The organism is Streptomyces sp. P9-A2, from assembly GCF_036634175.1.
Taxonomy (GTDB): Bacteria; Actinomycetota; Actinomycetes; order Streptomycetales; family Streptomycetaceae; genus Streptomyces; species Streptomyces pratens.
In genome coordinates, this window is record NZ_JAZIFX010000001.1 from 14,232 (window position 1) to 38,258 (window position 24,027).

Genomic DNA, 24,027 nt, shown 5'->3' on the forward strand with positions numbered 1-24,027 from the left:
CGGGCCGTAGGGACGGGTCCGCGAGCCCGGCCCGGGGGCCAGGCGGCGCGGCTCAGAGCCTGTCGGATGGCTGATCATGCGCGAAGCGTGACGTTGGGGTTCTGCCCTCCGGACATGGCGACGGCCCCGGAATGATCACGTGGTGTGTGCCAGTGCGAGAACTCCGAGGCCGTCAGCGGCCCATGCTGCCCGCCCAGTCTGACCGATGAGATGTGGGAGATCATCCAGCCGCTCCTTCCTGTATATGACCTGCGAAGAGGCGGCGGGGTGCGCAAGTAAGCAGACCGGTTGGTGCTCGACTCGATCCTGGGCCTTGTCCCCTGTCAGAGGGCTCTACATTCTTTCCCGGGTTGGTCCCCCCATTCGTAGGGTGGGGACGCCCAGGGGTGCCGGGTGTGGCTATCAGAGGGCGTTTAGGGATGGATTGCGGCACTAAGTCGCTCCTGCGACCAACAACCTTCGGGCTGATTCGCACCTTACGCGCGCCTTCACGGCCTTCCGGGTGCCGGCTCGTGCGCCCGTTTGATCAGCTTATCGGAGCTGGATTCCGTCTGGTTTAGCAATGGGGCGGAAGATTCTCACCAGTGCGGAACTTCCAGGCATTTCAGGCTGCGCACGTTACCGATGAATACGGCAAAGCGGGTTGAAATGCCCATCGCGAATCAACATCAAACGCCCACTCAAGCGCCAGCTCCGCCCGGACATCTCCCGGCGGCGTCCCGACACCCACTACCTCCACGGCGTGGACTGAACGGCAAACGAGGCCCGTGCCGCGCTGGGTCTGACCGCCGACGACGCCGGGCCCGCCGCGCGGCAGGCAGCCAGTCGCGGCACGACACTTCAAAACGGACGGCGATGTCCGAGTTCGCCACGGCCCGACCGCTGAACCCGGCGGCCGGCAGACCGGCCCCCCTTGCTACGGCACCCGCAGCAGCGATGCCCGGCCGGCGCCTCGGGCACCGCTGTCCTCCCGGCCCGCGCGGCCAGGCCGACGCAGTCCGGTCCGGGGCTGTCGGGGACGTGCCGGGTGCGGGGCGTTGAGGGCGTCAGCGGGTCTGCCCGTCCTGGTCCGCTGCGGTCCCCGGCCCCAGTTGGCCGATGAGCGTGGCGGTCGCGGCAGCAAGTCGCTCGGCGAGGCTGAAGTCGCCGTCACGATGCCCCGCAGCGGCCCGTCCTCATCGGCATCGGCCTCTTGCCCCAGGCGCTCGCATAGTTACCGGTCGGCCTGGTCCAGGACGTCGGGCCAGACACCGCCGTACGTCTCCGGGCGCACTTTGGTCAGGGGTGTCAGCCACAGGTCCGCGTGAGACTGGAGCAGCTGCTCGGTCGGCCGGAAGTGCTGAAACACACGCCCCTGTCGTTGTCTGTCAGGCCTGGCTGTGTGCGGCGGGTGTGTCGGGCAGGTGGTGCTCCCACTTCTGCAGCTCGTCTGCCATCTGGCGTAGCTCGTGGATGAGTTGCCGGAGCTGTTCCCTGCTGGTCACCTCGGCTTCTTCTGCTCTCGTGGCCTCGAGCATGACGTACGGCTGAGCGTCAGGTTCTTCGTCGGAACGGTCGCAGGTCAGGGTGGTCAAAAGTTCCAGCCATCCCGGCTTTCCGGCGCGGCGGGGAGCGGCGATCCCAGGTCCCAGCAGCATGTGAGGGCTGTCGTCCTGGTGAGTGGCGGTGTGGTCCCAGTCGCACCATGTGGGGCAGGCGGTGGCCGCCGCGGGAACTGGTTGAGGGATGACCGTGTCCATGATGCGGATTGTTCCCTCTGGCCTGCGGCGCGTGCTGGAGGCGCACGGGGGTCGGACGCGGGCCGGCGGGGTCGCCGGTGACGTGGCCGCACACCGGCCGGCAATCTCCGCTTGCCTACAACACGCGGCGACCACGCTGCGCAAAAGCCGCCACCTCGCTCAGCTCATCGCGCAGCACAAACAGCCAGCTCAGCCACATGCCACCAGTCACCCACGCCTCCGCGCCGCGTAACCCTCCCTCGATACCGCCCAGTACAGCTGAGCATCAGCAGGCCACAACCAAGATCAATACGCAAGCGCCCCAGCTACGCCACATCCGTAGGCTCCGCTGGGACGCGGTCGAACTCGTGTGGCCGTCGGGCCGGACAGTGACCGAGGTCGCGCGGGAACTCGGGGTCAGTCCGGAGTCGTTGCGGGGCTGGGTGAAGAAGGCCCGCGCCGCCCAGGACACCGGATCGGGACTCGATGCCCGGGGGCGGGGCGGGCCGTCGATCGAGTCCCTGTCGAATCCGGAGCGGTTCAGGTGTGACGTGCACTGGTTCAGTTCGAGTGGGCATCCACGGAAAGCCTGCCTGTAGGCCGCCCACCCCGGGTCGGGGCTGGGAATCACCACCCGGAGGGCTTCGCGGTGCCCATGACGCGGCTGACGGTGATCTCGATGACGACCCGGTTCGGGTTGACCCGCGGGGTCTTGTACCGCTCGGCGTACCGGCGCTCGGCATCGGCAACGGAGGCGGGATCGTCCTTGATCACGGCTGTGCCTTCGAGAGTGCACCAGCGCCGGCCTTCGACCTGCCCCACGGACACGCGTGCCTCGGTGCCGACGGCCAGGGCGGCGCGGACGTTGCGCGCCTTCTTGCTGCCGCCGTCGGTGATGACGCGGGCGATCCGTGCCTGGGGGTCGTAGGTGACGCCGACGGGGATGAGGTGCGGAGTGCCGTCAGGCCTGAGCGTGGTCAGGAAGCACGTGCGGCGCTCCCGCCAGAACATGTCGTCCCCCTCAGCAGGCTGCGGTGCCCTGATGTCCAACGTGGGTCTCCTCGGTGCGAACGGCTCAGCACGACGTCCACGAGCCCGAAGGGTCGTGGAGGCCGATGGTTCAACCGTAACGGGCCGCCCTGGCCGGGCCCCGCTTCCCCCTGCCTGCCCGTGCACAGGCCGGCAGATGGCCAAGGTCGAGGGAGGTTCCCGTCCGCTGCACTCACCGAGCCGCACCCAGTCCCACCTGTGCCGTTCGGAATTCGTCGCTGCTGCTCAGAGTGGGGCCGGCGCGTCACAAGGGCCTCCTGGAACCCTGTCCGGGTGATCGTCTCACTGGTGTGTCGGGGGACGCGGAAGCTGCTGTCGGTCCCGGCGGTGCTGTTGCGTCGACGCGCGGCCAAGGATGCCGAGTTGTTGGTGCTGCGGCATGAGAACGCGGTGCTGCGCAGGCAGCTCGCCGGTCCGGTGCGGTACGAGCCGTCGGACCGGATCTGGTTCGCTGCGCTGATCGAGGTGTACCGCGCGTACTACCTGCTCACCGTGCTGGACGCGGGCACGCTCGGGCTGGGCATCGTCTATAGGCATCTCCGGCATCGGAGGCGTCATCGGCGCGCTGAAGGCCCCGCGGCTCGCGAGGCGGTTCGGGCCGGGCCCGGTGATGCCGGCGGCCTTCGGGCTCTACCCGGTGCTGGGTGTCCCACTGCTCCTTGCCCGGCCCGGTCCCGGGTGGCTGACGGTGCTCGCCCTCACCGGCGCCGTGCAGATGGCGGCCGCGACCTGTGCGGGAACGATGCAGCGTTCGGTACGCCAGCAGCTGACGCCGGCCAAGCTGCAGGGGCGAGCTCAGCAGGGCCTTGGCCCCGCCGAGCATCCCCACACCACTGATATCGCCCCGGCACAGAACGCCACCGAGGAGCCATTTCGCTCGTGGGTTCAGCCGCGCGTTCAACTCTCTCACCTCACGGTGTTCGTTTTCTCGGGAGGATCGTCGGGTCGATCGGCCGGGCGCCACACGGGCGAGTGTACCGACGCCCGGCATCGAGGCCCTTCCTGCCGGGCACTTCGGTATCACCCAAGGGGTTATGAGCACCGGCACGGCCGACGTCGGAGCGTTTTCGACCGGAGGCTTGACACATCGAACCCAACACTGTGTGATTACCGCCACCTAAGGCGTGAGAGGGGTCACACCGTGAAGTCAAAGGCAGCCATCCTCTGGGAGACCGGCCAGCCGTGGAGCGTCGAGGAGATCGAACTCGACCCGCCCCAGCAGAACGAGGTCCTCGTACGGATCGAGGCCGCCGGCATGTGCCACTCCGACGATCATGTCCGGGCCGGCGACGGATACGCCGCGCTCCCCACCATCGGTGGGCACGAGGGTGCGGGCGTGATCGAGCAGGTCGGTCCCGGCATCGAGCACCTGGCCGTGGGCGACCACGTGGTGTTCTCGTTCCTGCCCGCCTGCGGACGGTGCCGCTGGTGCGCGAGCGGACGGTCGAACCTGTGCGACTACGGGCAGTTCCTGATGGAAGGCTCGATGATCAGCGGCGGGTACCGCGCGCATGCCCGGGGCAAGGACGTCGGCACGCTCTCCCTCGTGGGCACCTTCAGCGAGCGCACCGTCGCGCACGAGACGTCGGTCGTGAAGATCGACCAGGACATCCCCTTCGAGGTCGCCTGTCTGCTCGGCTGCGGGGTGCCGACCGGCTGGGGATCGTCGGTCAACATCGGCAAGGTCCAACCCGGCGAGACCGTCGTGGTGGTGGGGATCGGCGGCATCGGCGCGAACGCGGTCCAGGGCGCCCGGATGTCCGGCGCGCAGAACATCGTGGCCGTCGACCCGGTGGCCTTCAAAACCGACCAGGCGAAGATTCTCGGTGCCACGCACACCGCTGCCTCCATGGAGGAGGCGATGGGCATCGTGCAGGACGTCACCCGGGGCGTCATGGCCGATGTCGGGGTGTGCACGATCGGCGTGGTCGAGGGGGAGATGATCCAGCCGTTCCTCGACCTCGTCTCCAAGGGCGGTCGCGCGGTCCTCACCGGCATGGCCCGCAACGTCGACAACAAGGCGACTCTGGGCCTGCAGATGTTCGCGCTGTTCGAGAAGTCCCTGCTCGGCACCGTGTACGGCGGCTGCAACCCGCGCGCCGACATCCCCCGCCTCGCCGACCTGTACCGGACAGGAAAGCTCCAGCTCGACGAGCTGGTCACCCGCACCTACTCCCTCGACCAGATCAACGAGGGCTACGCCGACATGCTCGCAGGCAAGAACATCCGCGGCGTGATCGTCAACCAGTTCTGAACCGATCCCGCTGCCGAGGAGGCTCCGTGACGACGACGCGTCAAGGCGACAACCAACAGCAACTCGACGACAGACAAAAGCAACTCGCCGAGCAGCTCAGCCACTTCGACCTCTTCAGCTGGGAGGACCAGCGGGTGAAGTGGGAGCTGTTCGACTACGCCCGGGGACGATGCCCGGTGGCACACACGGACGGAAACGGCGGCTTCTACATCGTCAGCCGCTACGACGACGTACGACGGGTCATGGAGGACTGGGAGACGTTCTCCTCGACCGAGTCACCGCTGGTGCCGACCGGCGTGCCGTCGCTCTGCCCCATCGACGACGACCCGCCCGTCCAGACCGCGGCCCGGCAGCTGCTCAACCCGCTCTTCTCCCGCAAGGCGCTCGCGCCGTACGAGGAGGCGATGCATCAGACCGCCGTCGACCTGATCGACGCGTTCATCGACCGCGGCTCCGCGGAGATCCTCAACGAGTACGCCGGCCCCTACGTCGGCCGGATGCTGACAAAAGTTATCTTCAACGACCTCACCGACGAGGAGCTCAACGCGGCCCAGGAGCTCGCGCTCGCCGTCGCCGAGGCAGCCACACCAGAGCTGTTCGGGCAGCTGTTCGTCATGTGTACCAAGTACCTGGAGCGTGCCAAGAAACGCGGGATCACCGGCGACGGTGTGCTCGCCCGCCTCGTCAACGGCCGCTTCGGCGACCGGCCCATCACCCAGGAGGAGCAGATCGGTTGCCTGGGCATCCTGGTCCTCGGGGGCCTGGACACCACGCGGGCCGCGATCGGCAACATCGCCTACCGGCTCACGCAGCACCCCGGGCTCGAGGACCGGCTGCGGGACCCCGCGTGGGTGCGCCGGGACATGGACGAGTTCCTCCGCCTCGACTCCCCCGTCGCCGCGATGGCACGCGTGGCGACCCGGGACGTCGAGCTCAACGGTGTGCTGATCAAGAAGGGCGAGCGGGTACAGGTCCGGTTCGACTCCGCCAACCGGGACACAGCCAAGTTCCGTGACGCCGACCAGCTGGTCTTCGACGAGGCGCGCAGCGGCCACGCCGCCTTCGGCATGGGTGTCCACCGCTGCGTCGGCTCCAACATGGCCCGCATGCAGATCGAGATCGCCTTCGAGGAACTGCTGAAGCGGGTCAAGAACATCAGGCTCGCGCCGGCCGCCGACATCAAGTGGGTCCCGGGCCAGAGCAACGCACTCCACACCGTCGACATCGAGTTCGACCGGGTGAGGTGAGCGACCATGAAGGTCATCGTTGATGTGACACGATGTCAGGGCCACGGCAGGTGTGCCCTGTTGGCCCCGGAGGTCTTCGACGTGGACGACGACGGCAAGGTCGTCGTGCTGCTCGCGGAGGTCGGTGACGAACACGTCGCCGGTGTCCGCGAGGCCGTGACGAGCTGTCCGGAGGCCGCGCTCGAACTCGCATGACCCGTCCCGGCCCGACCTGGTTCGGGCCGGGACACCACGTGCCCCCACGACATCCACCACCGTCAACTCCCCAGCCGTCGATGGCATTACCCGGCTCCAGGACCTGGCTTCCGAAGGAGACCGATGACGATGACGAACGCCGTCCAGGCTCTGGCCGCCGTCGCGCGCGCCCTCCGCACCCTGCTCCACGGCACCGGCGATCCGACCTCACGGCTGTACCGGACGTCGCGTACCGCATGGCTCGCCGTTCAGGTCGCGCGCGAGCGCGCGCTGCCCCGACGGCCGCACGGCCGTCCCGGCGACTCCGGACGCGGTCACCGACACGTGGCTGACCGACGTGCTGTGCCGCGACGTACCCGGCGCCGGAGTCATCTGGTCGCAGACCACGGAGGCATCCGCCGGCAGCTCGACCCGCTGGCGCACCGAGGTGCGCCACAACCGGGCGGGCGACGACGCCGGGCTGCCCTCGACGCTCTTCAGCAAGACCACCCAGCGTTTCAAGCAGCGGATGATGCTCGGCTTCATCGGCAACATCTCCGGTGAGCCGACGTTCTACCGCGACTTCCGTCCCGACCTCGACATCGAGGCACCGCTCGGCTACTACGGCGCCTTCGACCCGGTGTCGTGGCGCTCGATCTCCCTTCGAGGACCTCGTGCACATCAAGGGGGCGGAGTTCCTGGTGCCGGCCCGCTACGTCACCCGCGACGAGATGGTCGTCCTGCTCGACCAGATGGCCGCCTGGCACGGCCTGTTCTGGAACTCGCCCGAGGTGCGTCCGCTGGTCAACGCGCCCGCCGACTATGTCGCTCGCGCCGGTGACTTCTTCGGCCGGGAGGGCACCGCCCGGCCCGGCGCGGAGCGCGGACGCGATGTCATCCCGTCCGCGCTCGCCGCACGGACCGTGAACAACCTGGAACCGATGAGAGCCGGACTGCGGCTGCACGGCGCCCCGCACATCGGCAGCACCTACGTCACCGACGAAGAACAGATGGGCTTCACCGACTGGCAGTGCGTGCTGCGCGGCTCGTGGGCGTACGACGTTTCCTGTCTGCTCACCGGCTGGTTGACGGTGGAGGCCCGGCGCGCCTGGGAACGTGATCTGCTCGAGCACTATCTCCACCGGCTCGACGCGGCGGGGGTGAGCCGCCGACGTCGAAGGAGGCCTGGACGGCGTATCGACAGCAGACGTTGTAGCCCTACCACGCCTGGCTGAGCACCATCGGTCACGGCTCCCTCCAGCCGGACATGCAACCCGGCGAGGTCAGTCTCGAGATGGTGGCCAGGACCGCCACCGCGGTCGACGACCACGATCCGATCTCGCTCCTGCGCAAGGCTCCCGGTATCGGCTCCGGGAGGGAGTGAGGAACCCCGCCCGCCCCTCCCGGAGGGGCGGGCGCCCCCGTCGCCCTCGGCATTCGTGAGGTTGTCCAAACCCCGGCGGCGCCCGCCCCACCCAGTCGGTCGGCGGTGGGGCGGGCGCCGCCGCAGTTGTTGTCACAGGAGCGTCCGGGGTGAGGACGACGACTTAATCCATCAATGCTTGGTAAAGTGTGAGTGCCACGCCTTCCCGCCCTCTCCTCTAGGTGGGCCGCAGACGTCGGCGTGCCGTGTGGTCGTCGCATCCGCTTGTCGCGGAACCGAAGGGAGAGATGTGAGCTCGAAGGACGTTCTGACCGAACGGACAGGCGCCGTACTGGTGATCACGATCAACCGGCCGGACGCCAGGAACGCACTGAACCGGAACGTGGCCGAGGGCATCGCGGCGGCAGCCGACGAACTCGACGCGTCCGAGGACCTGAGGGCCGGCGTGCTGACCGGGGCCGGCGGGAACTTCTCCGCCGGCATGGACCTCAAGGCCTTCCTCCGGGGTGAGTCCCCGAGCCTGGAGGGCCGGGGGCTGTGCGGCATCACGATGACGCCGCCCCGCAAGCCGTTGGTGGCCGCCGTGGAGGGCTGGGCGCTGGCGGGGGGACTCGAACTCGTGCTGGCCTGCGACATGGTGGTCGCGGGCGAGACGGCGCGGTTCGGCGTCCCCGAGGTGAAGCGCGGCCTCGTCCCGGCCGCCGGCGCCGCACTGCGCCTGCCGGGCCGGGTGCCGCAGGCGCTGGCACTGGAGATGCTGCTCACCGGTGAACCGATCGAAGCACCGCGAGCCGCGAAGATCGGCCTGGTCAACCGTGTGACACGGGCCGGCGGGGCACGGGAGGGCGCTCTGGCCCTGGCACAGAAGATCGCCGAGAACGGTCCCTTGGCCGTCCTGCGGACCAAGCAGATCGCGAGCGCCGCCGCGGACTGGGGAGCGGAGGAGGGTTGGAAGCGCCAGCAGCCGTTCATCGACGAGGTCTTCGCTTCCGAGGACGCCGCCGAGGGAGCACGCGCCTTCGCGGAGAAACGCCTCCCTGTCTGGCGTGGCCGGTGAAAGTCGGCGTTCTTGCTCGCAGTCGGCCCGACGTCCGTCCCCATGTTCCCCGTCATCGTCAGGAAGAGAGAGAAACGTGAACATCACGGGAGCCAGCGCTCTGGTCACGGGAGCGGCGTCCGGAATCGGCGCCGCGGTCGCACGCCGTCTCGCGGCGGAAGGGGCCCATGTCGTCGTCGCCGACGTACAGGAGGACAAGGGTCGGAAACTCGCCGCGGAGATCGGAGGCGTATTCGCCCCGGTGGACGTGACCGAGACGGGTCAGATCCGCGACGCTGTCGCGGCGGCGACTTCGATGGCGCCGCTGCGGGCCGTGGTCAACTCCGCCGGAGTCGGCGGAGCCCAGCGGACCATCGGCCGCGACGGCAGCCTCGAATCGGCGCACGACCTCGGGGCATTCGCCCGGATCATCGCGATCAACCTGATCGGCACGTTCGACGTCGTGCGCCAGGCGGCCACCGCCATGAGCACCAACGAGCCGGACGCCAATGGGCAGCGCGGGGCGATCGTCAACATGGCCAGTATCGCGGCCTTCGACGGCCAGATCGGCCAGGCCGCCTATGCCGCCTCGAAGGGAGGTGTGGTCGGCCTGACGCTCCCGGTGGCGCGCGACCTGTCGGCCGCGGGAATCCGCCTGAACACCGTCGCCCCTGGTCTGATCGACACGCCCATCTACGGCGAAGGCCCGGACGCGGAGGCCTTCAAGGAGCAGTTGGGATCGCACGTGCTCTTCCCCAAGCGCCTCGGCCTGCCGGATGAACTCGCCGCCGTGGTAATGGAGTTCCTCAGGAACGACTACCTCAATGCCGAGACCGTCCGGGTGGACGGTGGCATCCGGATGCCACCTCGCTGACACCCCGGCCCAGGGCACGAACGCTGCCGGCTCCGGCTGTCCGACGGGGGACAGCCGGAGCCGGCTGCGTTCGTGCCCGCAGCACCTCGCGGGGGCTGGAGTCTTTCGTTTGGATCGGGCCAGATCGGGGAGCGGGGTCCGGTGCTGGGGGGCACCGCCCACACCCTTCAGGCAGTGGGGGGCATCGCAAGGCGGAAGAGGGAGCCACATGGGGTCGCCCCTGCTCTGGGGGCACCTCCCATCGGTAGCCGGGGGAGAAGCCGAGAGCTCGGGGAAGGAGCCCTGGGGACCGACGACAACGCGGCGAGGTGCGGCACCGAACCCCGCGAGCCCGGCCCGATCCACACGAGAGGCCCTAGGTGCGGAGGGATCCCACGGCGAGGCCGGCCGCCATCAGGCGGGGCACCGCGCGTCCGGCGGTGGCGAAACCCGGCCCCGATCCGACGCCGGCCCTGCGCCGGTGTTCGATGCCGGCCGCGATCGTACCGATCTTGTAGTAGGCGAGGGCCAGGTGGAAGTCCCAGTGGTCGAGCGGTACGCCGCCCGCCGCCTCGTAGGACGCCGCCAGTGAGGGTGCGTCGGGCAGCCGGTCGCTCGTCCAGGCACTCGGTGCGCCGAGGATGAGGTCGAGGGCCTCGTCCCGGTAGGCGCACATCATGGCCACGTCCGCCACGGGGTCGCCGATCGTCGACAGCTCCCAGTCGACGACGGCTGTCACCTCGGGGGGATTGCCGTGCCCCAGGATGGTGTTGTCGATGCGGAAGTCGCCGTGCACGATCCCGGTGAACCGCTGTTCCGGGACCGCTGCCTCCAGTCGCCGCCCGAGTTCCGCCGCCCCGGCGCGGACGTCGTCGTCCTCGGGGGCGACCAGCTCCCACTGACCTCGCCACCGGCGCAGTTGCCGCTGCGCGTACGCGTCGGGCCGGCCGAAGCGTTCGAGTCCGACAGCCACATGGTCCACACGGTGCAGCGCCGCCAAGGTCTGAGTCAACGAGGACATGACATGGGCCAGTTGGGGTTCGTCGAGGGCGGCCAGGTCGTCGCGTGACTGCACGCTGCGGCCGTCCACGTAGTCCACGACCGTGAAGGCGCCGCCGAGGACCGACTCGTCCTCGCAGAGGACGACCGGCCGCGCGACGGGTACACCGCTCCCCCGCAGACCGGACGTCACCCGGAACTCGCGTGCCACGTCGTGTGCGGAGGGCGTACGACCCGCGCGCGGCGGCATGCGCAGGACCCAGCGTGACGTCCCGTCGCTCAGCACATACGTCAGGTTGGACCGCCCGCCGGTGATCAGGACCGCCTCGAGCGGACCCGTGGGAGTCGTGTCGGCTTCCGCCATGTGGCGGGCGACCGCGTCCAGTTCGTCACGGCTCAGATCGGTCGTCGCCCGACTCGCCTGCGCAGGTGGCTCGGTCTTCACGGATGCTCCTCCTGACGGTCGCAGCCGGCCTCGGCCACCCCGGAAGATGCGGCGGCCAGGGCCGGCCGGGTGTGACGTGATCGGCCCTTCCACGGACGGCCGATTATACCTATTGATGTTTGGTTTAGCGTAGCATGAGGCGGCCGGACCGTCCGGTCGCGCATCCCAGGCGGGGAGGCCAGTACGTGACGGACACCGGACGCGGACGCCGACGCATGTCGTTCCTGGTCCTCACCCTCTCGGCCGCGGCGTTCTCGTCGCTGCAGTCCCTCCTGGTCCCCGTGCTCACCCACATCGAGCACACGTTCCACACCGATCAGCGGACGGTCGTCTGGGTCCTCACGGCCTACCTGCTCTCCGCCTCGATCCTGACTCCGGTGCTCGGACGCGTGGGTGACATGGTGGGCAAGCGCCGCATGCTGGTGGTGACCCTGGCCGCGCTGACCGTCGGGTCCGCACTCGCGGCGCTCGCACCGTCCGTCGGATGGCTCATCGCGGCCCGGGTGATCCAGGGTGCCGGCGGCGGAGTCATGCCGCTGGCCTTCGGGATCATCCGCGACCTGTACGGCGAGGCGCGGGTCTCCCGGGCGGTGAGCGTGCTCGCCGCCATCGGCGCGCTCGGCTACGGTGCGGGCATCATCGCCGCCGGGCCCGTCATCGATGCGCTCGGATATCCCTGGCTGTTCTGGCTGCCGACGATCACGACGGCGATCGCGGCGATCGCGGCTCGCGTCGTGATCCCCGACTCCCCGGTGCGCGGCCCCCGGGGTCTGCCCCTGTTCCCGGCGCTCCTGCTGTCCGTGGCACTCGTGGCCCTCCTGGTCGCGCTGAGTGAGGGCAACGTCCGGGGCTGGGTCACGCCCGGCATCCTCGGGCTGGTGGCGCTCTCGGTGCTGGCAGGGGCCGGCTGGATCTGGACCGAGACACGCGTTCCGGTGCCGATGATCGACATGGCGATGATGCGGCGACGCGGTGTGTGGTCGTCCAACTGCGTGTCGGCCCTGCTCGGGTTCGGGATGTTCGCGGGTTTCGCGTTCCTTCCCCAGCTCATGCAGACCCCGCCCGAGGCGGGCTACGGGTTCGGGAGCACGATCTCGGAGTCGGGGCGCCTCATGCTCCCTTCCGCCCTGGCCATGTTCGTCGTGGGCTTCGCGACCTCCCCGCTCGTCCGGCGCTTCGGGTCCCGGGCGGTGACCGTCTCCGGGTCCGCCCTGGGCTCCCTGTCGTTTCTCGGTCTGGCCGGCTTCCATGCCACCCCGTGGCAGACGTGCGTCGCGGCCACGTTCCTCGGGGTCGGCCTCGGGCTCGTGTTCGCCACCGTCGCGGGCGTGGTGGTCAGTGCCGTCCCTCCCGAACAGACCGGCGTGGCAAGCGGGATGAACGCCAACATCCGCACGATCGGCGGTTCACTCGGGGCGGCGGTCATGGGCGCCATCGTGACGACCCGGGTCTCGGCGACAGGACATCCACCGGAGTCGGCCTACACCCTGGGCTTCGCGATGCTGGGCGTGGCGCTCGCGCTCGGCAGTATCACGGCCCTCTTCATCCCCGACCCCCGCGGGCGGCTGATCGAGAGCTCCGCGCGCGACACGGCACCGGCCGGGTCGGACATGGCCCCGTCCGGCCGCATCCTCTGATCCGGCGCGTACGCGAGGCCCCCGCGGGCCGACCCTCCAGGTCGGCCCGCGGGGGCCTCGCGTGCCCGCTACGGCGTCACCGGGACGCCTTGGTGAGTGGGTGACAGATCACGGCACCTCCCAGGTGTCGGGGCCCTCGATGAGGGCCTGGAGGTCGCCGTCGCCTCTTTGCTCACGGTCGGCTCTCCCCTGGGCACGGGCCTGGTCGTCGTACGTCGGGCGCTGCACCTGACGGAGGATTCCGATCGGGGCGCGGGTCATCTCGCCCGTGGCGGTCAGTCGCGAGAGCGCGAACGCCACGGTCGGGTCCTCGGCGTGCGCGTCGTGGACCACGACCTGTCCCGCGTTCGCGGGCGTGACGTGGTCGACGTGCACCTCGCCGGTGGGCCGGCGGAAGACACCGAGCCGTCCCTGCCCGTCCTCGGCGGGTACGCCGAAGCGAACCGGTTCGCCGTGGACGAGCGGGATGATCGCGTCGGCGGCGGAGTCGCGGTCCTTCAGGGCGTCGTAGGCACCGTCGTTGAAGATCGGGCAGTTCTGGTAGATCTCCACGAGCGAGGTGCCGCGATGGGCGGCCGCGGCCGACAGCACCGAGGTGAGGTGTTTGCGGTCGGAGTCGACGGTGCGCGCCACGAAGGTGCCCTCGGCCCCCAGGGCGAGGGAGACCGGGTTGAAGGGATGGTCGACCGAACCCGCCGGAGTGGACTTGGTGATCTTGCCGGTTTCGCTGGTGGGCGAGTACTGGCCCTTGGTGAGCCCGTAGATGCGGTTGTTGAACAGCAGGATCGTCATGTTGACGTTGCGGCGCAGGGCGTGGATGAGGTGGTTGCCGCCGATGGACAGGGCGTCGCCGTCGCCGGTGACGACCCACACCGAGAGGTCCTCGCGGGCGGTGGCGATGCCGGTGGCGATGGCGGGAGCGCGGCCGTGGATGGAGTGCATCCCGTAGGTGTCGAGGTAGTAGGGGAACCTCGAGGAGCAGCCGATGCCGGAGACGAAGACGATGTTCTCGCGGCGCAGGCCCAGACTGGGCAGGAAATCCTGGACTGCCTTGAGCACCACGTAGTCGCCGCAGCCGGGGCACCAGCGGACCTCCTGGTCGCTGGTGAAGTCCTTGCCGGTCTGGGGGCCGTCGGCAGCGGGCACCAGTGCCGTGCCGCTGTGCCCGTCCCCGGCCACGGGGACAGGGAGGTCGGTGACCGTCATGAGGCCTCCTGCGAGATCTCGGTGAGATGGGACAGCAGCTCGTGCTCGAGCTGCTCTGCGCCGAACGGCATGCCGCGCACGGTGGTGAGGCGGTGTACGTCGACCAGATAGCGGTCGCGCAGCAGGGTGGCGAGCTGGCCCAGGTTCATCTCCGGGCACACCACGCGGTCGTAGGCCGCCAGGACGTCCCCCAGGTCCGCCGGGAACGGGTTGAGGTGGCGAAGGTGCACCTGGGCGATGTCGAGGCCGCGGCGGCGCACCCGGCGTACGGCGGCGCCGATCGGGCCGTACGTCGAGCCCCAGCCGATGACCAGCACGCGGGCCCGGCCGTCCGGGTCGTCCACGGCGAGGGCGGGGATCGACCGGGCCACCGCGTCGACCTTGGCCTGCCGGGTGCGGACCATGAGGTCGTGGTTGTCGGGGTCGTAGGAGATGTCCCCGGTGCCGTCCTTCTTCTCGATGCCGCCGATACGGTGCTCCAGGCCGGCGACGCCGGGCGGTGCCCAGGGCCGGGCCAGGGTCTCGGGGTCGCGGGTATAGGGCAGGAAGCGCCGGCCCTCGGCCGGTGTGGTCGCGAAGCACGGCTCGATGCGGGGTATCGACGCCACGTCGGGGAGTCGCCACGGCTCGGAGCCGTTGGCGAGGTAGCCGTCGGAGAGCAGTATCACGGGGGTGCGGTGGGTGACGGCGATGCGTGCCGCTTCGACGGCGGCGTCGAAGCAGTCGGCCGGGGACTGGGCCGCCACCACCGGCAGCGGTGCCTCGCCGTTGCGTCCGTACATCGCCTGCAGCAGGTCCGCCTGCTCGGTCTTGGTCGGCAGGCCGGTCGACGGTCCGCCGCGCTGGACGTCGACGATCACCAGTGGCACCTCGAGCATCACCGCGAGGCCGATGGTCTCGGCCTTGAGCGCCACGCCCGGCCCGGACGTCGTGGTGACGCCGAGATGGCCGGCGTAGGACGCTCCCAGGGCCGCGCCGATGGCGGCGATCTCGTCCTCTGCCTGGAAGGCGGTGACGTCGAAGTTCTTGTGCCTGCTCAGTTCGTGGAGGATGTCGGAGGCCGGCGTGATCGGGTAGGCCCCGAGGAAAACCGGGAGTCCCGAGAGGCGTCCGGCGGCCACCAAACCGTAGGACAGAGCGGTGTTGCCGGTGATGTTGCGGTAGCGGCCGGGGGCCACGGCAGCGGGTTTGACCCGGTAGGAGACGGCGAACGTCTCGGTGGTCTCGCCGAAGTTCCAGCCCGCGCGCAGCGCGGTGACGTTGGCGTCGCGGATCGCGGGTTTCTTGGCGAACTTGCTGCCGAGATAGGCGACCGTACCGTCCACCTCGCGGCCGTACAGCCAGGACAGCAGGCCCAGCGCGAACATGTTCTTGGCACGGGCCGCGTCCTTGCGGGAGAGCCCGAACTCCTTGACCGCAGCCACGGTCATCCCGGTCAGGTCGAGTGCGTGGACGGCGAGGTCGGCCAGCGAGTCGTCCTCCAACGGACTGGCGGAGTACCCGGCCTTGGCCAGGTTCCGTGCCGTGAAGTCGTGCGTGTCGACGATCACCGTCGCTCCCGGCCGCAGGTCCCCGACGTTGGCCTGGAGCGCCGCCGGGTTCATCGCCACCAGGACGTCGGGCCGGTCGCCGGGAGTCAGGATGTCGTGGTCGGCGAAGTGCAGCTGGAAGCTGCTCACGCCCGGGATGGTGCCCTGCGGTGCGCGGATCTCGGCCGGGAAGTTCGGCAGCGTGGACAGGTCGTTGCCGAAGACGGCCGCGTCCTGGGTGAACCGGTCCCCCACCAGTTGCATGCCGTCGCCGGAGTCGCCGGCGAACCGGATCACCACCCGGTCCAGTTCGGTCACTCGTGTGCTCATCGGGGTGCCTCCAGGTGGGCTCGGACCACCGAGCGGGTGTCGTCGGCCCAGCCCTTGCCCGCGGCGTACGCGATCATCTCGTCGTAGCGGGTGCGCCACTGGTCTTCGCCGGACGGGTGGGCGCGGCGCCCGAGTTCGGCGACGTCGAGCCACACGTGTGCGGGGTCCCGTTCGTCGGTGGCGCGGGCCAGGCCGTCGGCCGCCAGCGCCCGTGCCGCGGTACGGGCATCGAGTTCGGTGACGACCGACAGCGCGGTCAGCAGGGCGGGGTCGAGGATGTCGATCCCCTCGGCGGTGACGCGCACCTGCATGGCGGCTCCTCTCCTCGAGGGGTGGGCGTGTGCGTGGGCGCCCCACCGTATCAAACGTTGTTGGATTATTGTGAGAAAGGATCACCCGTCGTCATGGGGACGGGTGATCAGCGGACATCAGGGGGCCAGTGCGGCCGTCGCGGTCTCCCAGAGCCGCTCGGCGGCAGCCGGGTCCAGGGCATAGGGGGCCACTCCCCCCGAGTGGTCCGGGCGGCGTTCCGTGACGACCGCGGCCGGCCGGCAGTCCTGGTAGTACCCGGCTCCCGCATGCGCGAGTCCGGGCGCGGTGGCGAGCAGGACCGACGTCGCGGCGCCCTGCTCGACGGACTTCATGGGCAACCCCTCCGTGTCCCACCGGATGTGCCGCTGCAGTTCGGTGTGGACGATGCCGGGGTGAGCGGCGTTGGCCCGCACGCCCCGGTCGCCCCAGCGACGCGTGATCCCGACGGCGAGCAGCACGTCGGCGGTCTTCGACTGCGCGTACGCCAGCCACGGGTCGTAGGGGCGGAAGCGGAAGTGCAGGTCGTCGAAGACGACCGGCGAGCGCAGGTGCGCGGCGGAGCTGAGACACACCACGCGGGCGCCCGACGCCTCGGCCAGCGGCCGTTCCAGGCCGTGCACCAGCGCGAAGTGACCGAGGAAGTTGGTGGCGAACTGCTGCTCCCAGCCGTACGGCGTGCGCTCCAGCTCGGGCAGCGCCATGATCCCGGCGTTGTTGACGAGCACGTGCACCGGTCCGGTCCACGCGTCGGTGAACCGGCGCACCGAGCGCGGATCGGCGAGGTCCAGCTCGCGGGCCTCGATCAGATCGTTGCCGGTGCGCTCCGTCAGTTCCGCGGCGATCCGGGCCGCGGCGCCGGTGCGGCGGGCGGCGAGGACGACCCGGGCCCCCGTCACGGCGAGGGCGCGCGCGGTCTCGACGCCGAGGCCCGAGGTGGCACCGGTCACGATCGCCGTGCGGCCGGTGAGGTCGACGCCGTGGACGACCTCGTCGGTGGTGGTCGCGAAACCGAAACCCGTCAGCCGCTCCCCCGTCTCAGACATCGCCGTCCTCCTGTATCCGTACGGCCGCGGGCTCGGCGCCGGCCGCGAAGCGCACCGGAAGGCTGCGCAGCCCGTGGGAGTTGGTGTGGCCGCCCCAGACCACGGGGCCGTCGGGTTCGAGGGCCGGAAGCTCGTCCAGGAGGTACTCCAGGACCGTCCGCAGCTCCAGTCGGGCCAGGCCCTCCCCCAGGCACCGGTGCCGGCCGCTGCCGAAGGTGAGGTGCTGGGTCAGGCCGGGGCGGTCGAGGTCGAAGGCGAAGGGGTCGTCGAACTTGTCGGGGTCGTGGTTGGCCGCCCCGAAGGCCAGCATCACCTTCTCGCCGGGGCACAGTTCGGCGTCGCCCAGGGTGGTTTCGCGCCGTACGGTGCGGGCCATGTTCCACACCGGCGGGTGCAGCCGCAGGCACTCCTCGATCATCTTCGGCACCAGGGAGCGGTCGGCGAGCAGCCGGTCGCGCACACCCGGTTCGGTGATGAGGCGGTAGATCATCGTCCCGATGCCGTCGACCGTGGTGCCGTGGCCGGCGACGACCAGGAGCTGGACCAGGCCGAGCGCCTCGACGTCCGAGACGGTCTCGCCCTCGATCTCGGCGTTGACCAGTTGCCCGAGCAGGTCCTCGGCCGGCCTGCCGCGCCGGGCCGCGATCTCCTCCGCCAGGAACGCCTCGAGCCGCTGGGCCGCGGCCCTGCCCCGTTCGGGGTGGCCGGTGTCGGCGAACGCCTCCATGAACTCCTCACCGAGGGAGTGGACGCGCTCCCAGTCCGACCGGATGCCGAGAATCCGGCAGATCACCAGGACCGGCACGGGGCGGGCGAACTCGGTGACCAGGTCGGCGCGGCCCCGCTCGGCGAGCGGGGCGAAGCCGTCCGCGACGATCCGGCGGATGTCGGCCTCCCAGGGGCCGAGCGCCTTGGGTGTGAAGTGCGGAAGGACCAGTTTGCGGAAGGCGCCGTGGCGGGGCGGGTCGAGTTCCGCCGGGATCACCGGCATGGACTTGCCGGTCGGCGGGATCATGATGCCCTCGGTGACGGTGAACGTCTCCCAGTCCGTCGAGGCGGTCACGATGTCGGCGTGCTTGAGCAGTGCCCAGAAGCCGCCGGACGCCTCGCTCCAGGCCACAGGACACCGTGCCTGCATGTCCGCGAGTGTCCCGAACAGTTCGTCGGCCAGTTCCGGCCTGCGGTTGTCGAGGTCCACGAGGTGTCGCTGCCTGCGGTCGTCGGTCACGGATCCTCCTCGATGATCGGACCGCGCTAATCTAACAGTGATTGGCTCTGGTGTGACCGTGTGACACCCGTCACTCCGAGGGCCGAAAGCCCATTGCCGTTAGGAGTCCGGTGTGTCCTCCACGAACCCCTCTGCCTGTGTCCTCGTCGAGCACGACGGGGCAGTCGCCACGGTCACGCTCAACCGCCCGCTGCGGCGCAACGCGCTGACCTCCCGGCTGATCCGGGAGCTGAGCGCCGCCATGGCCCGGCTCACCGACGACGCGCGGGTGCGCGCGGTGGTGCTGACCGGTGCGGGGCAGGCCTTCTGCGCCGGACTCGACCTGCGCGAACTGGGCGAGACCGGGGACAACATGCGCTCGGCGGGCCCCTCGGCCGGCGACAACGCGCCCTGGCACCGTCCGGCCAAACCGGTCATCGCCGCGGTGAACGGTCCGGCGGTCACCGGCGGTCTGGAGATCGTGCTGCACTGCGACTTCGTCATCGCCTCGGAGGCGGCCCGCTTCGGTGACACCCACGCCCGGGTCGGCGTGCTGCCCGGCTGGGGCCTGTCCTACCTGCTCCCGCAGGCCGTCGGCGTGCGCCGGGCCCGGGAGATGAGCCTCACCGGGCGTCTGATCGGCGCTGAGGAGGCGCTCACCTGGGGGCTGGTCAACCGGGTGGTGGAGGGCGAGGACCTGCTCGCCACCGCCCGGGAGGCGGCACGGCAGATCGCCGAGCTCGACCCGGAGATCGCCGCCGAGTACCTGGCGCTCTACCGCGACAACGCCGCCTCCACGCTCGCGGAGGCGGCGCGGCGCGAGAGCTCCCGCTCACTGGCCTGGGCGGAGCGCATGTTCCGTCCGGAGGGCGTCGCCGCCCGGGCGGACGCGCTCATCGAGCGGGGGCGGGCCCAGAACTGAGGGCCGTCCGGCGGACCGTTCCAAAGGCGCGGCGGCACGCACGGTGCCGTCGCCGTCCTCCGGAACGGTCCGCCGGTGAGCCCCTACTCCTGTGTTGCCGGCGTCAGGCCGAGGTGGTCGCGGAGGTTCCCCAGGAACGCCGAGTACCGGCTCGCGAAGGCCTCGTGCATCTCGGCCTCGACGCCGGCGTCGCAGTCGAAGTCGCCGTACCACTCGACGAACGTCCCGTTCGTGCGCGTCACCGGGCGGACCCGGATGGTCGCCCGGTAGCTGCGCACCGGGAACGGGTTCTCCCCCGGGGGGAAGCCGTAGGAGTACGACCGGTCGTCGGCGTCCATGGCCACCAGCCGCTCGCGGACCACCCGGCCCCCGTCGCGCAGCACGAGACGGCGTACGGAACCGACGGCCGGTCCCCCCTCGCCTTCCAGCCCGCCCTCGGACAGTTTCTCGACGAAGTCCGCGATGTCCTCGAAGCGGCCCAGTACCGCCCAGACGGTGTCGACCGGCGCGGGCAGGATGTCGCTGACGTACGCACGGCTCATGGTTCCTCCGGTACGGACCGTGTCGGGGCGGGCGGGGGTGTCACTGCTGTCCTGCGGTCGGGAGGGGCCGCATGAACGCCTCCGTCTCACGTTTGAACGCCACGACGACGCGGCGCTCGCGGAACAGCCACCGGCCGTCGACGCGTACGAACTCGTCCTCGTAGTCGCCGGCGATGGCCGGACGGGTGTCGACCGCGAGGCCGTCGGGACCCTGGTCGTCCCGGAGTTCGACGGCGACGGACACGCCGCGGGCGTGGTCGGCGTCCAGCACGTCGACGGCGATGTTGGTGACGACGTGGCGGGTCACCCGGTCGGTCAGTGCGTCCCGCCGGGCGAAGAAGGCACGCAGTTCCTCCCGCCCGACGGCGTCGATCGCCGGGGAGCGCCAGGCGCCGTCCTCGGTGAAGAGGTCGGCAGCCGACGCGCCGCGGCCGTGGTCGAGCCGACGGCCGTACTCCACCATCAGCCGTCTGCACTCCTCGATCGCCAGAAGCCGTTCCAGCGGCGGCATTTCATGGTTCGTCATGCGCGTGTTCCTCCCGTCAGTCGGGCCGGTCGATCAGATCGAGGGCCGCGCGGACGATGTGATCGGCATCGATGCCGTGTGCTGCGTACAGGTCCGGCAGGTCGCCGGACTCGCCGAACCTCGTCACCCCGAGTGGGCGGATGCCGAGTCCGCCGGTGTGGGCGGCCAGGAAGGCCAGGGTGTGCGGATGGCCGTCGAGGACGGTCACCAGGGCCTGCGGCCGACGTTGCGGGAACAGCTGGTCGAGGATCCAGCTGTCCCCCGGTTCCAGTCCGTCGCGGGCCCGCTGGGCCCGCATCAGCCGGTCCGGGCTGGTGGCCACCACGACGTCCACGGGGTGGCCGGCGGCCGCGAGACGCTCGGCCGCCGTGACCGCCTCGGTCACCATCGCGCCCATGGCGACGATCGCGACCCGGGCGCCGGGCTCGATGCGCAGCCGGTAGCCGCCGGCCACCACCTGGCGGCGGCGCCGTTCCCGGGCGGCGGCCTCCTGCGGTATCCGCGCCAGCGCCTGGTCGACGGGGCGGGTGGACAGCCGCAGGTACGTCGAGCTGCCGCCCTCGCGGCCCAGCCGGGACAGGCCGTCGAGCAGGCACCACTCGGCCTCCAGGGCGAAGGCCGGCTCGAAGGCGACGCAGCCTGGCTGTTCCAGGCCGATCGAGGGCGTGGTGATCGACTGGTGGGCGCCGCCCTCGGGTCCCAGGGTGACGCCCGACGGGGTGCCGACCAGGATCGACTGTCCGCCCGCGTACATCCCGAACGACCAGGGCTCCAGGGCCCGGCCGACGAAGGGGTCGTACACCACGCCGATCGGGAACAGCGGGTGTCCCCACCGGCTCCAGGTGGCACCGAGTTCGCCCAGCAGACCGACCAGGTTGACCTCGGCGATGCCGAGTTCGATGTGCTGGCCGGTGGGCCGTTCGGCCCAGCGCAGCAGCGTTTCGGCGTCGTCGGCGAACCAGTCCTGCTTGGCCGTGCTGGACCAGGGGCCGGCCTTGTTGAGCCATCCGCCGAGGTTGGTGCTGGAGGCGACGTCGGGGGCCACCGTGACCACGCGGGCCGCCACCTCCGGCGCGGACCGGGTCAGGTCGAGCAAGGTGCGTCCGAGCGCCTGCTGGGTCGACGCGCGGCCGTTCGGGGTGCGTCCCAGGTCCGCCGGTACGGCAGGGGGCGCGGTGGGCTCCGGCGGCGTGCGGGTCAGCCGGGCCGCGACCGCGGCGCAGTGCCGGGCCTCGGCGCTGTCCGCGGGGAAGGCGGCCCACGGGTCGGCCGGGTCGGCCCCGGTGCGCACGGCGAGGTCGTGCAGCTGCTCGGGGGCGAGCAGGTTCGCGTGGTTCTGCGGGTGTCCCGCGCTGGCCAGCCCGTAGCCCTTGACCGTGTAGGCGAAGATCACGGTAGGGCGCGTGTCGTCGATCCGGTCGAAGGCGTCGAGGAGTGCGGGCAGGTCGTGACCGCCCAGGTCGCGGACGGCCTCGACCAGGGTGGTGTCGTCGACGTCCGCGATCACGGCGGCGACCGCGGCGGCGTCGGATCCGATGCCGGGCAGGCGGCGGCGCAGTTCGGCGGCGTCGCAGCGCAGCAGTCGCTGGTACTCCGGGTTGGGCATCTCGTCGATCCGGCGTTCCAGGGCGTCGCCGCCCGGCCGGTCGATGAGGGCCCGCAGTCTGCGTCCGTACTTCACGGTCAGGACCTGCCACCCGGCCGCGTCGAACATCTGCCGCAGCCGGCCGGCGGCGATGTCGGGCACCACGCGGTCCAGGGACTGCCGGTTGAGGTCCACGATCCAGACGACCTCGCCGAGGTCGGCGGTGGCGGGGTCGAGGACGGCCTCCCAGACCGCGCCCTCGTCCAGTTCGGCGTCGCCGACGAGCGAGTACTGCCGTCCGCCGCGCCGGGTGCCGGTGCGGTCGTCGACGTAGCGGCCGGCCACCGCGCCCCAGATCGGCGCGGTCGCCCCGATGCCGACCGAGCCGGTCGAGTAGTCGACCGGGTCGGGGTCCTTGGTGCGGCTCGGGTAGCTCTGCAGTCCGCCGTATTCCCGCAGGCGGGTGAGGTAGGACCGGTCGAGCCGGCCCAGCAGGTAGTTGACGGCGTGCAGGACCGGCGAGGCGTGCGGCTTGACCGACACCCGGTCCTCGGCGGTCAGGCGGCCGAACCAGAGTGCCGTCATGATGCCGGCCATCGAGGCGCTGGAGGCCTGGTGGCCGCCGACCTTGAGCCCGGAGCGGTTGGGGCGGCCGCGGTTGGCATGGTCGATCATCGCCGTCGCGAGCCACCGGACGCGGCGCTCGAGCGATTCCAGGACCGCCGGTTCGTCCGCCGTCCCGTTTCCGTCCGTCCGGACCGCCGCGCCGGGGTAGGCGTCCGGCGGGGTCGGGGTGGGGGTGGTGCTGTGGGTCATCGGTCTCTCCCGGTCATTCGTCGGCTCAGCCCACGTACGGTCGCTCCCGGCGCAGTTCCTGCCGGGCGACGGTGCGCCTGTGCACGGCGTCGGGCCCGTCGACGATCCGCAGCACCCGCGCCCAGGCGTAGAAATAGGCGAGCGGCAGGTCGTCGCTCACGCCGGCGCCCCCGAACACCTCGATGGCGCGGTCGATCACCCGGGTGGCGACGGCCGGGGCGACCACCTTGATCTGGGAGATCTCCCCGCGGGCCGCCTTCGCCCCGTCCCGGTCGATGAGTCCGGCGGTGTGCTGCACCAGCAGACGGGCCTGGTCGATGTCCATGCGGGAGTCGGCGATGAGCTCCTGGACGACGGGGTTGTCGGACAGCCGCCGGCCGAACGCCACCCGTTCCCCGGCGCGCCGGACCATCAGGGCCAGGGCCCGTTCGGCCATGCCGAGCGCGCGCATGGCGTGGTGGATGCGGCCGGGGCCGAGCCGGGCCTGGGCGATGGTGAATCCGTCGCCCTCGGACGCGAGGAGGTTCGAAGCCGGCACCCGTACCTCGTCGAAGACCAGCTCTGAGTGGCCGTGCTGGTCCTGGTAGCCGAAGATCGGCAGGTGCCGCTCGATGGTGAGTCCGGGCGTGTCCCGCTCCACCAGCACCATGGACTGCTGCCGGTGGGTGGGCGCGTCCGGGTCGGTCTTGCCCATCACGATGAAGATCCGGCAGCGCTCGTCCGCGGAGCCGGTGATCCACCACTTGCGTCCGGTGACGACGTAGGAGTCGCCGTCCCGCCGGATCGTGGTGGAGATGTTGGTGGCGTCGGAGGAGGCCACGTCGGGCTCGGTCATCGCGAAGGCCGAGCGGATCTCTCCGGCGAGGAGGGGGGCGAGCCATTTCTTCTTCTGCTCGTCCGTGCCGAAGAGGGCGAACGTCTCCATGTTGCCGGTGTCGGGTGCCTGGCAGTTGATCGCCTCGGGCGCGATGACCGGGGACCAGCCAGTGATCTCCGCGATCGGGGCGTACTCGGCGTTCGACAGGCCGGAGAGCGAGGGCAGGAAGAGGTTCCACAGCCCCCGCTCGCGGGCGGACGCCTTCAACTTCTCCATCACGGGCGGGTAGCTGTGCTCGCCGTGCTCGCGCAGGTGGGCCGCCCAGACCTTCTCGGCCGGGAAGACCTCCTCGCGCATGAAGTCCCACATGCGGTCCTGCAGGGAAGTACTCATGA

General features: G+C 70.6%; 23 protein-coding genes. 9 read left to right on the forward strand and 14 right to left on the reverse strand.

Annotated features, from left to right (window positions below; genetic code table 11):
• Nucleotides 1–1,213 precede the first annotated feature (1,213 nt).
• Nucleotides 1,214–1,348: a hypothetical protein gene (locus V4Y04_RS00065; RefSeq protein WP_332424814.1), complete on the reverse strand. Its 135-nt coding sequence runs from the start codon at nucleotides 1,346–1,348 to the stop codon at nucleotides 1,214–1,216.
• Between the two features lie 19 nt (nucleotides 1,349–1,367).
• On the reverse strand, nucleotides 1,368–1,739 hold the full coding sequence (locus V4Y04_RS00070) for a DUF6907 domain-containing protein (RefSeq protein ID WP_332424815.1): 372 nt from the start codon (nucleotides 1,737–1,739) through the stop codon (nucleotides 1,368–1,370).
• A gap of 197 nt (nucleotides 1,740–1,936) precedes the next feature.
• On the opposite strand from V4Y04_RS00070, the gene V4Y04_RS37600 reads away from it, so the two are divergent.
• Entirely contained in the window at nucleotides 1,937–2,317 is a 381-nt protein-coding gene (locus tag V4Y04_RS37600; protein ID WP_443080156.1) for a transposase, read from the forward strand.
• Between the two features lie 28 nt (nucleotides 2,318–2,345).
• Here the strand turns inward: V4Y04_RS37600 and V4Y04_RS00075 are convergent, their stop codons facing one another.
• Nucleotides 2,346–2,729 (reverse strand): PPOX class F420-dependent oxidoreductase, encoded by a 384-nt coding sequence (locus V4Y04_RS00075; protein ID WP_332432649.1) that lies wholly within the window; start codon nucleotides 2,727–2,729, stop codon nucleotides 2,346–2,348.
• A gap of 1,180 nt (nucleotides 2,730–3,909) precedes the next feature.
• Between V4Y04_RS00075 and V4Y04_RS00085 the strand changes: the two genes are divergently transcribed.
• The 3 genes from V4Y04_RS00085 to V4Y04_RS00095 are packed head-to-tail and all read left to right on the forward strand — an operon-like array spanning nucleotide 3,910 to nucleotide 6,464.
• The gene (locus tag V4Y04_RS00085) at nucleotides 3,910–5,022 is read left to right on the forward strand and encodes an NDMA-dependent alcohol dehydrogenase (protein ID WP_332424816.1); all 1,113 of its coding nucleotides are present in this window, start codon (nucleotides 3,910–3,912) and stop codon (nucleotides 5,020–5,022) included.
• A gap of 26 nt (nucleotides 5,023–5,048) precedes the next feature.
• Nucleotides 5,049–6,269 (forward strand): cytochrome P450, encoded by a 1,221-nt coding sequence (locus tag V4Y04_RS00090; protein ID WP_332424817.1) that lies wholly within the window; start codon nucleotides 5,049–5,051, stop codon nucleotides 6,267–6,269.
• A 6-nt stretch (nucleotides 6,270–6,275) separates the two neighbouring features.
• Nucleotides 6,276–6,464, forward strand: coding sequence for a ferredoxin (locus V4Y04_RS00095; protein WP_332424818.1), 189 nt, complete (start codon nucleotides 6,276–6,278; stop codon nucleotides 6,462–6,464).
• Nucleotides 6,465–6,671: 207 nt separating this feature from the next.
• Here V4Y04_RS00095 and V4Y04_RS00100 read toward each other — a convergent pair whose 3' ends face one another.
• A complete protein-coding gene (locus tag V4Y04_RS00100) occupies nucleotides 6,672–6,989 on the reverse strand; it encodes a hypothetical protein (RefSeq protein WP_332424820.1) in 318 nt (105 codons plus the stop codon).
• A 128-nt stretch (nucleotides 6,990–7,117) separates the two neighbouring features.
• Here V4Y04_RS00100 and V4Y04_RS00105 point away from each other — a divergent pair, with 128 nt between their 5' ends.
• The 3 genes from V4Y04_RS00105 to V4Y04_RS00115 all read left to right on the forward strand — a co-directional run bounded on the left by V4Y04_RS00105 (nucleotide 7,118) and on the right by V4Y04_RS00115 (nucleotide 9,737).
• On the forward strand, nucleotides 7,118–7,678 hold the full coding sequence (locus V4Y04_RS00105) for a hypothetical protein (protein WP_332424822.1): 561 nt from the start codon (nucleotides 7,118–7,120) through the stop codon (nucleotides 7,676–7,678).
• Nucleotides 7,679–8,116: 438 nt separating this feature from the next.
• Nucleotides 8,117–8,884, forward strand: a complete 768-nt coding sequence (locus V4Y04_RS00110; protein WP_332424824.1) for a crotonase/enoyl-CoA hydratase family protein — start codon at nucleotides 8,117–8,119, stop codon at nucleotides 8,882–8,884.
• Between the two features lie 76 nt (nucleotides 8,885–8,960).
• Nucleotides 8,961–9,737 carry an SDR family NAD(P)-dependent oxidoreductase gene (locus V4Y04_RS00115; protein ID WP_332424826.1) on the forward strand — a complete coding sequence of 259 codons (777 nt, stop codon included), beginning with the start codon at nucleotides 8,961–8,963 and terminating at the stop codon, nucleotides 9,735–9,737.
• A gap of 355 nt (nucleotides 9,738–10,092) precedes the next feature.
• On the opposite strand, the gene V4Y04_RS00120 is transcribed toward V4Y04_RS00115, so the two are convergent.
• Nucleotides 10,093–11,160 carry a phosphotransferase family protein gene (locus V4Y04_RS00120; protein ID WP_332424828.1) on the reverse strand — a complete coding sequence of 356 codons (1,068 nt, stop codon included), beginning with the start codon at nucleotides 11,158–11,160 and terminating at the stop codon, nucleotides 10,093–10,095.
• Nucleotides 11,161–11,345: 185 nt separating this feature from the next.
• On the opposite strand from V4Y04_RS00120, the gene V4Y04_RS00125 reads away from it, so the two are divergent.
• Nucleotides 11,346–12,797: an MFS transporter gene (locus V4Y04_RS00125; RefSeq protein WP_332424830.1), complete on the forward strand. Its 1,452-nt coding sequence runs from the start codon at nucleotides 11,346–11,348 to the stop codon at nucleotides 12,795–12,797.
• Between the two features lie 108 nt (nucleotides 12,798–12,905).
• Here V4Y04_RS00125 and V4Y04_RS00130 read toward each other — a convergent pair whose 3' ends face one another.
• From V4Y04_RS00130 to V4Y04_RS00150, 5 genes are all read right to left on the reverse strand, one after another.
• Nucleotides 12,906–14,003 (reverse strand): 2-oxoacid:ferredoxin oxidoreductase subunit beta, encoded by a 1,098-nt coding sequence (locus V4Y04_RS00130; RefSeq protein WP_332424832.1) that lies wholly within the window; start codon nucleotides 14,001–14,003, stop codon nucleotides 12,906–12,908.
• On the reverse strand, nucleotides 14,000–15,862 hold the full coding sequence (locus V4Y04_RS00135; protein ID WP_332424834.1) for a 2-oxoacid:acceptor oxidoreductase subunit alpha: 1,863 nt from the start codon (nucleotides 15,860–15,862) through the stop codon (nucleotides 14,000–14,002). The genes V4Y04_RS00130 and V4Y04_RS00135 overlap by 4 nt, the downstream gene beginning before the upstream one ends.
• Nucleotides 15,859–16,173, reverse strand: a complete 315-nt coding sequence (locus tag V4Y04_RS00140) for a hypothetical protein (RefSeq protein ID WP_332424836.1) — start codon at nucleotides 16,171–16,173, stop codon at nucleotides 15,859–15,861. Before V4Y04_RS00140 ends, V4Y04_RS00135 begins: the two co-directional genes overlap by 4 nt.
• A 117-nt stretch (nucleotides 16,174–16,290) precedes the next feature.
• Nucleotides 16,291–17,217 carry an SDR family NAD(P)-dependent oxidoreductase gene (locus tag V4Y04_RS00145; protein WP_332424838.1) on the reverse strand — a complete coding sequence of 309 codons (927 nt, stop codon included), beginning with the start codon at nucleotides 17,215–17,217 and terminating at the stop codon, nucleotides 16,291–16,293.
• Complete coding sequence (locus tag V4Y04_RS00150; RefSeq protein WP_332424840.1) at nucleotides 17,210–18,445, reverse strand: cytochrome P450; 1,236 nt, start codon at nucleotides 18,443–18,445, stop codon at nucleotides 17,210–17,212. Before V4Y04_RS00150 ends, V4Y04_RS00145 begins: the two co-directional genes overlap by 8 nt.
• A gap of 112 nt (nucleotides 18,446–18,557) precedes the next feature.
• Here V4Y04_RS00150 and V4Y04_RS00155 point away from each other — a divergent pair, with 112 nt between their 5' ends.
• Nucleotides 18,558–19,346 (forward strand): enoyl-CoA hydratase, encoded by a 789-nt coding sequence (locus tag V4Y04_RS00155; RefSeq protein WP_332424842.1) that lies wholly within the window; start codon nucleotides 18,558–18,560, stop codon nucleotides 19,344–19,346.
• A gap of 83 nt (nucleotides 19,347–19,429) precedes the next feature.
• Here V4Y04_RS00155 and V4Y04_RS00160 read toward each other — a convergent pair whose 3' ends face one another.
• From V4Y04_RS00160 to V4Y04_RS00175, 4 genes are all read right to left on the reverse strand, one after another.
• Entirely contained in the window at nucleotides 19,430–19,888 is a 459-nt protein-coding gene (locus V4Y04_RS00160) for an SRPBCC family protein (protein WP_332424844.1), read from the reverse strand.
• 40 nt (nucleotides 19,889–19,928) lie between these two features.
• Nucleotides 19,929–20,414 (reverse strand): nuclear transport factor 2 family protein, encoded by a 486-nt coding sequence (locus V4Y04_RS00165; RefSeq protein ID WP_332424846.1) that lies wholly within the window; start codon nucleotides 20,412–20,414, stop codon nucleotides 19,929–19,931.
• Between the two features lie 16 nt (nucleotides 20,415–20,430).
• Nucleotides 20,431–22,674, reverse strand: coding sequence for a transketolase-like TK C-terminal-containing protein (locus tag V4Y04_RS00170; protein WP_332432650.1), 2,244 nt, complete (start codon nucleotides 22,672–22,674; stop codon nucleotides 20,431–20,433).
• A 166-nt stretch (nucleotides 22,675–22,840) separates the two neighbouring features.
• Nucleotides 22,841–24,025, reverse strand: coding sequence for an acyl-CoA dehydrogenase family protein (locus V4Y04_RS00175; protein ID WP_332424848.1), 1,185 nt, complete (start codon nucleotides 24,023–24,025; stop codon nucleotides 22,841–22,843).
• Nucleotides 24,026–24,027: the final 2 nt, after the last annotated feature.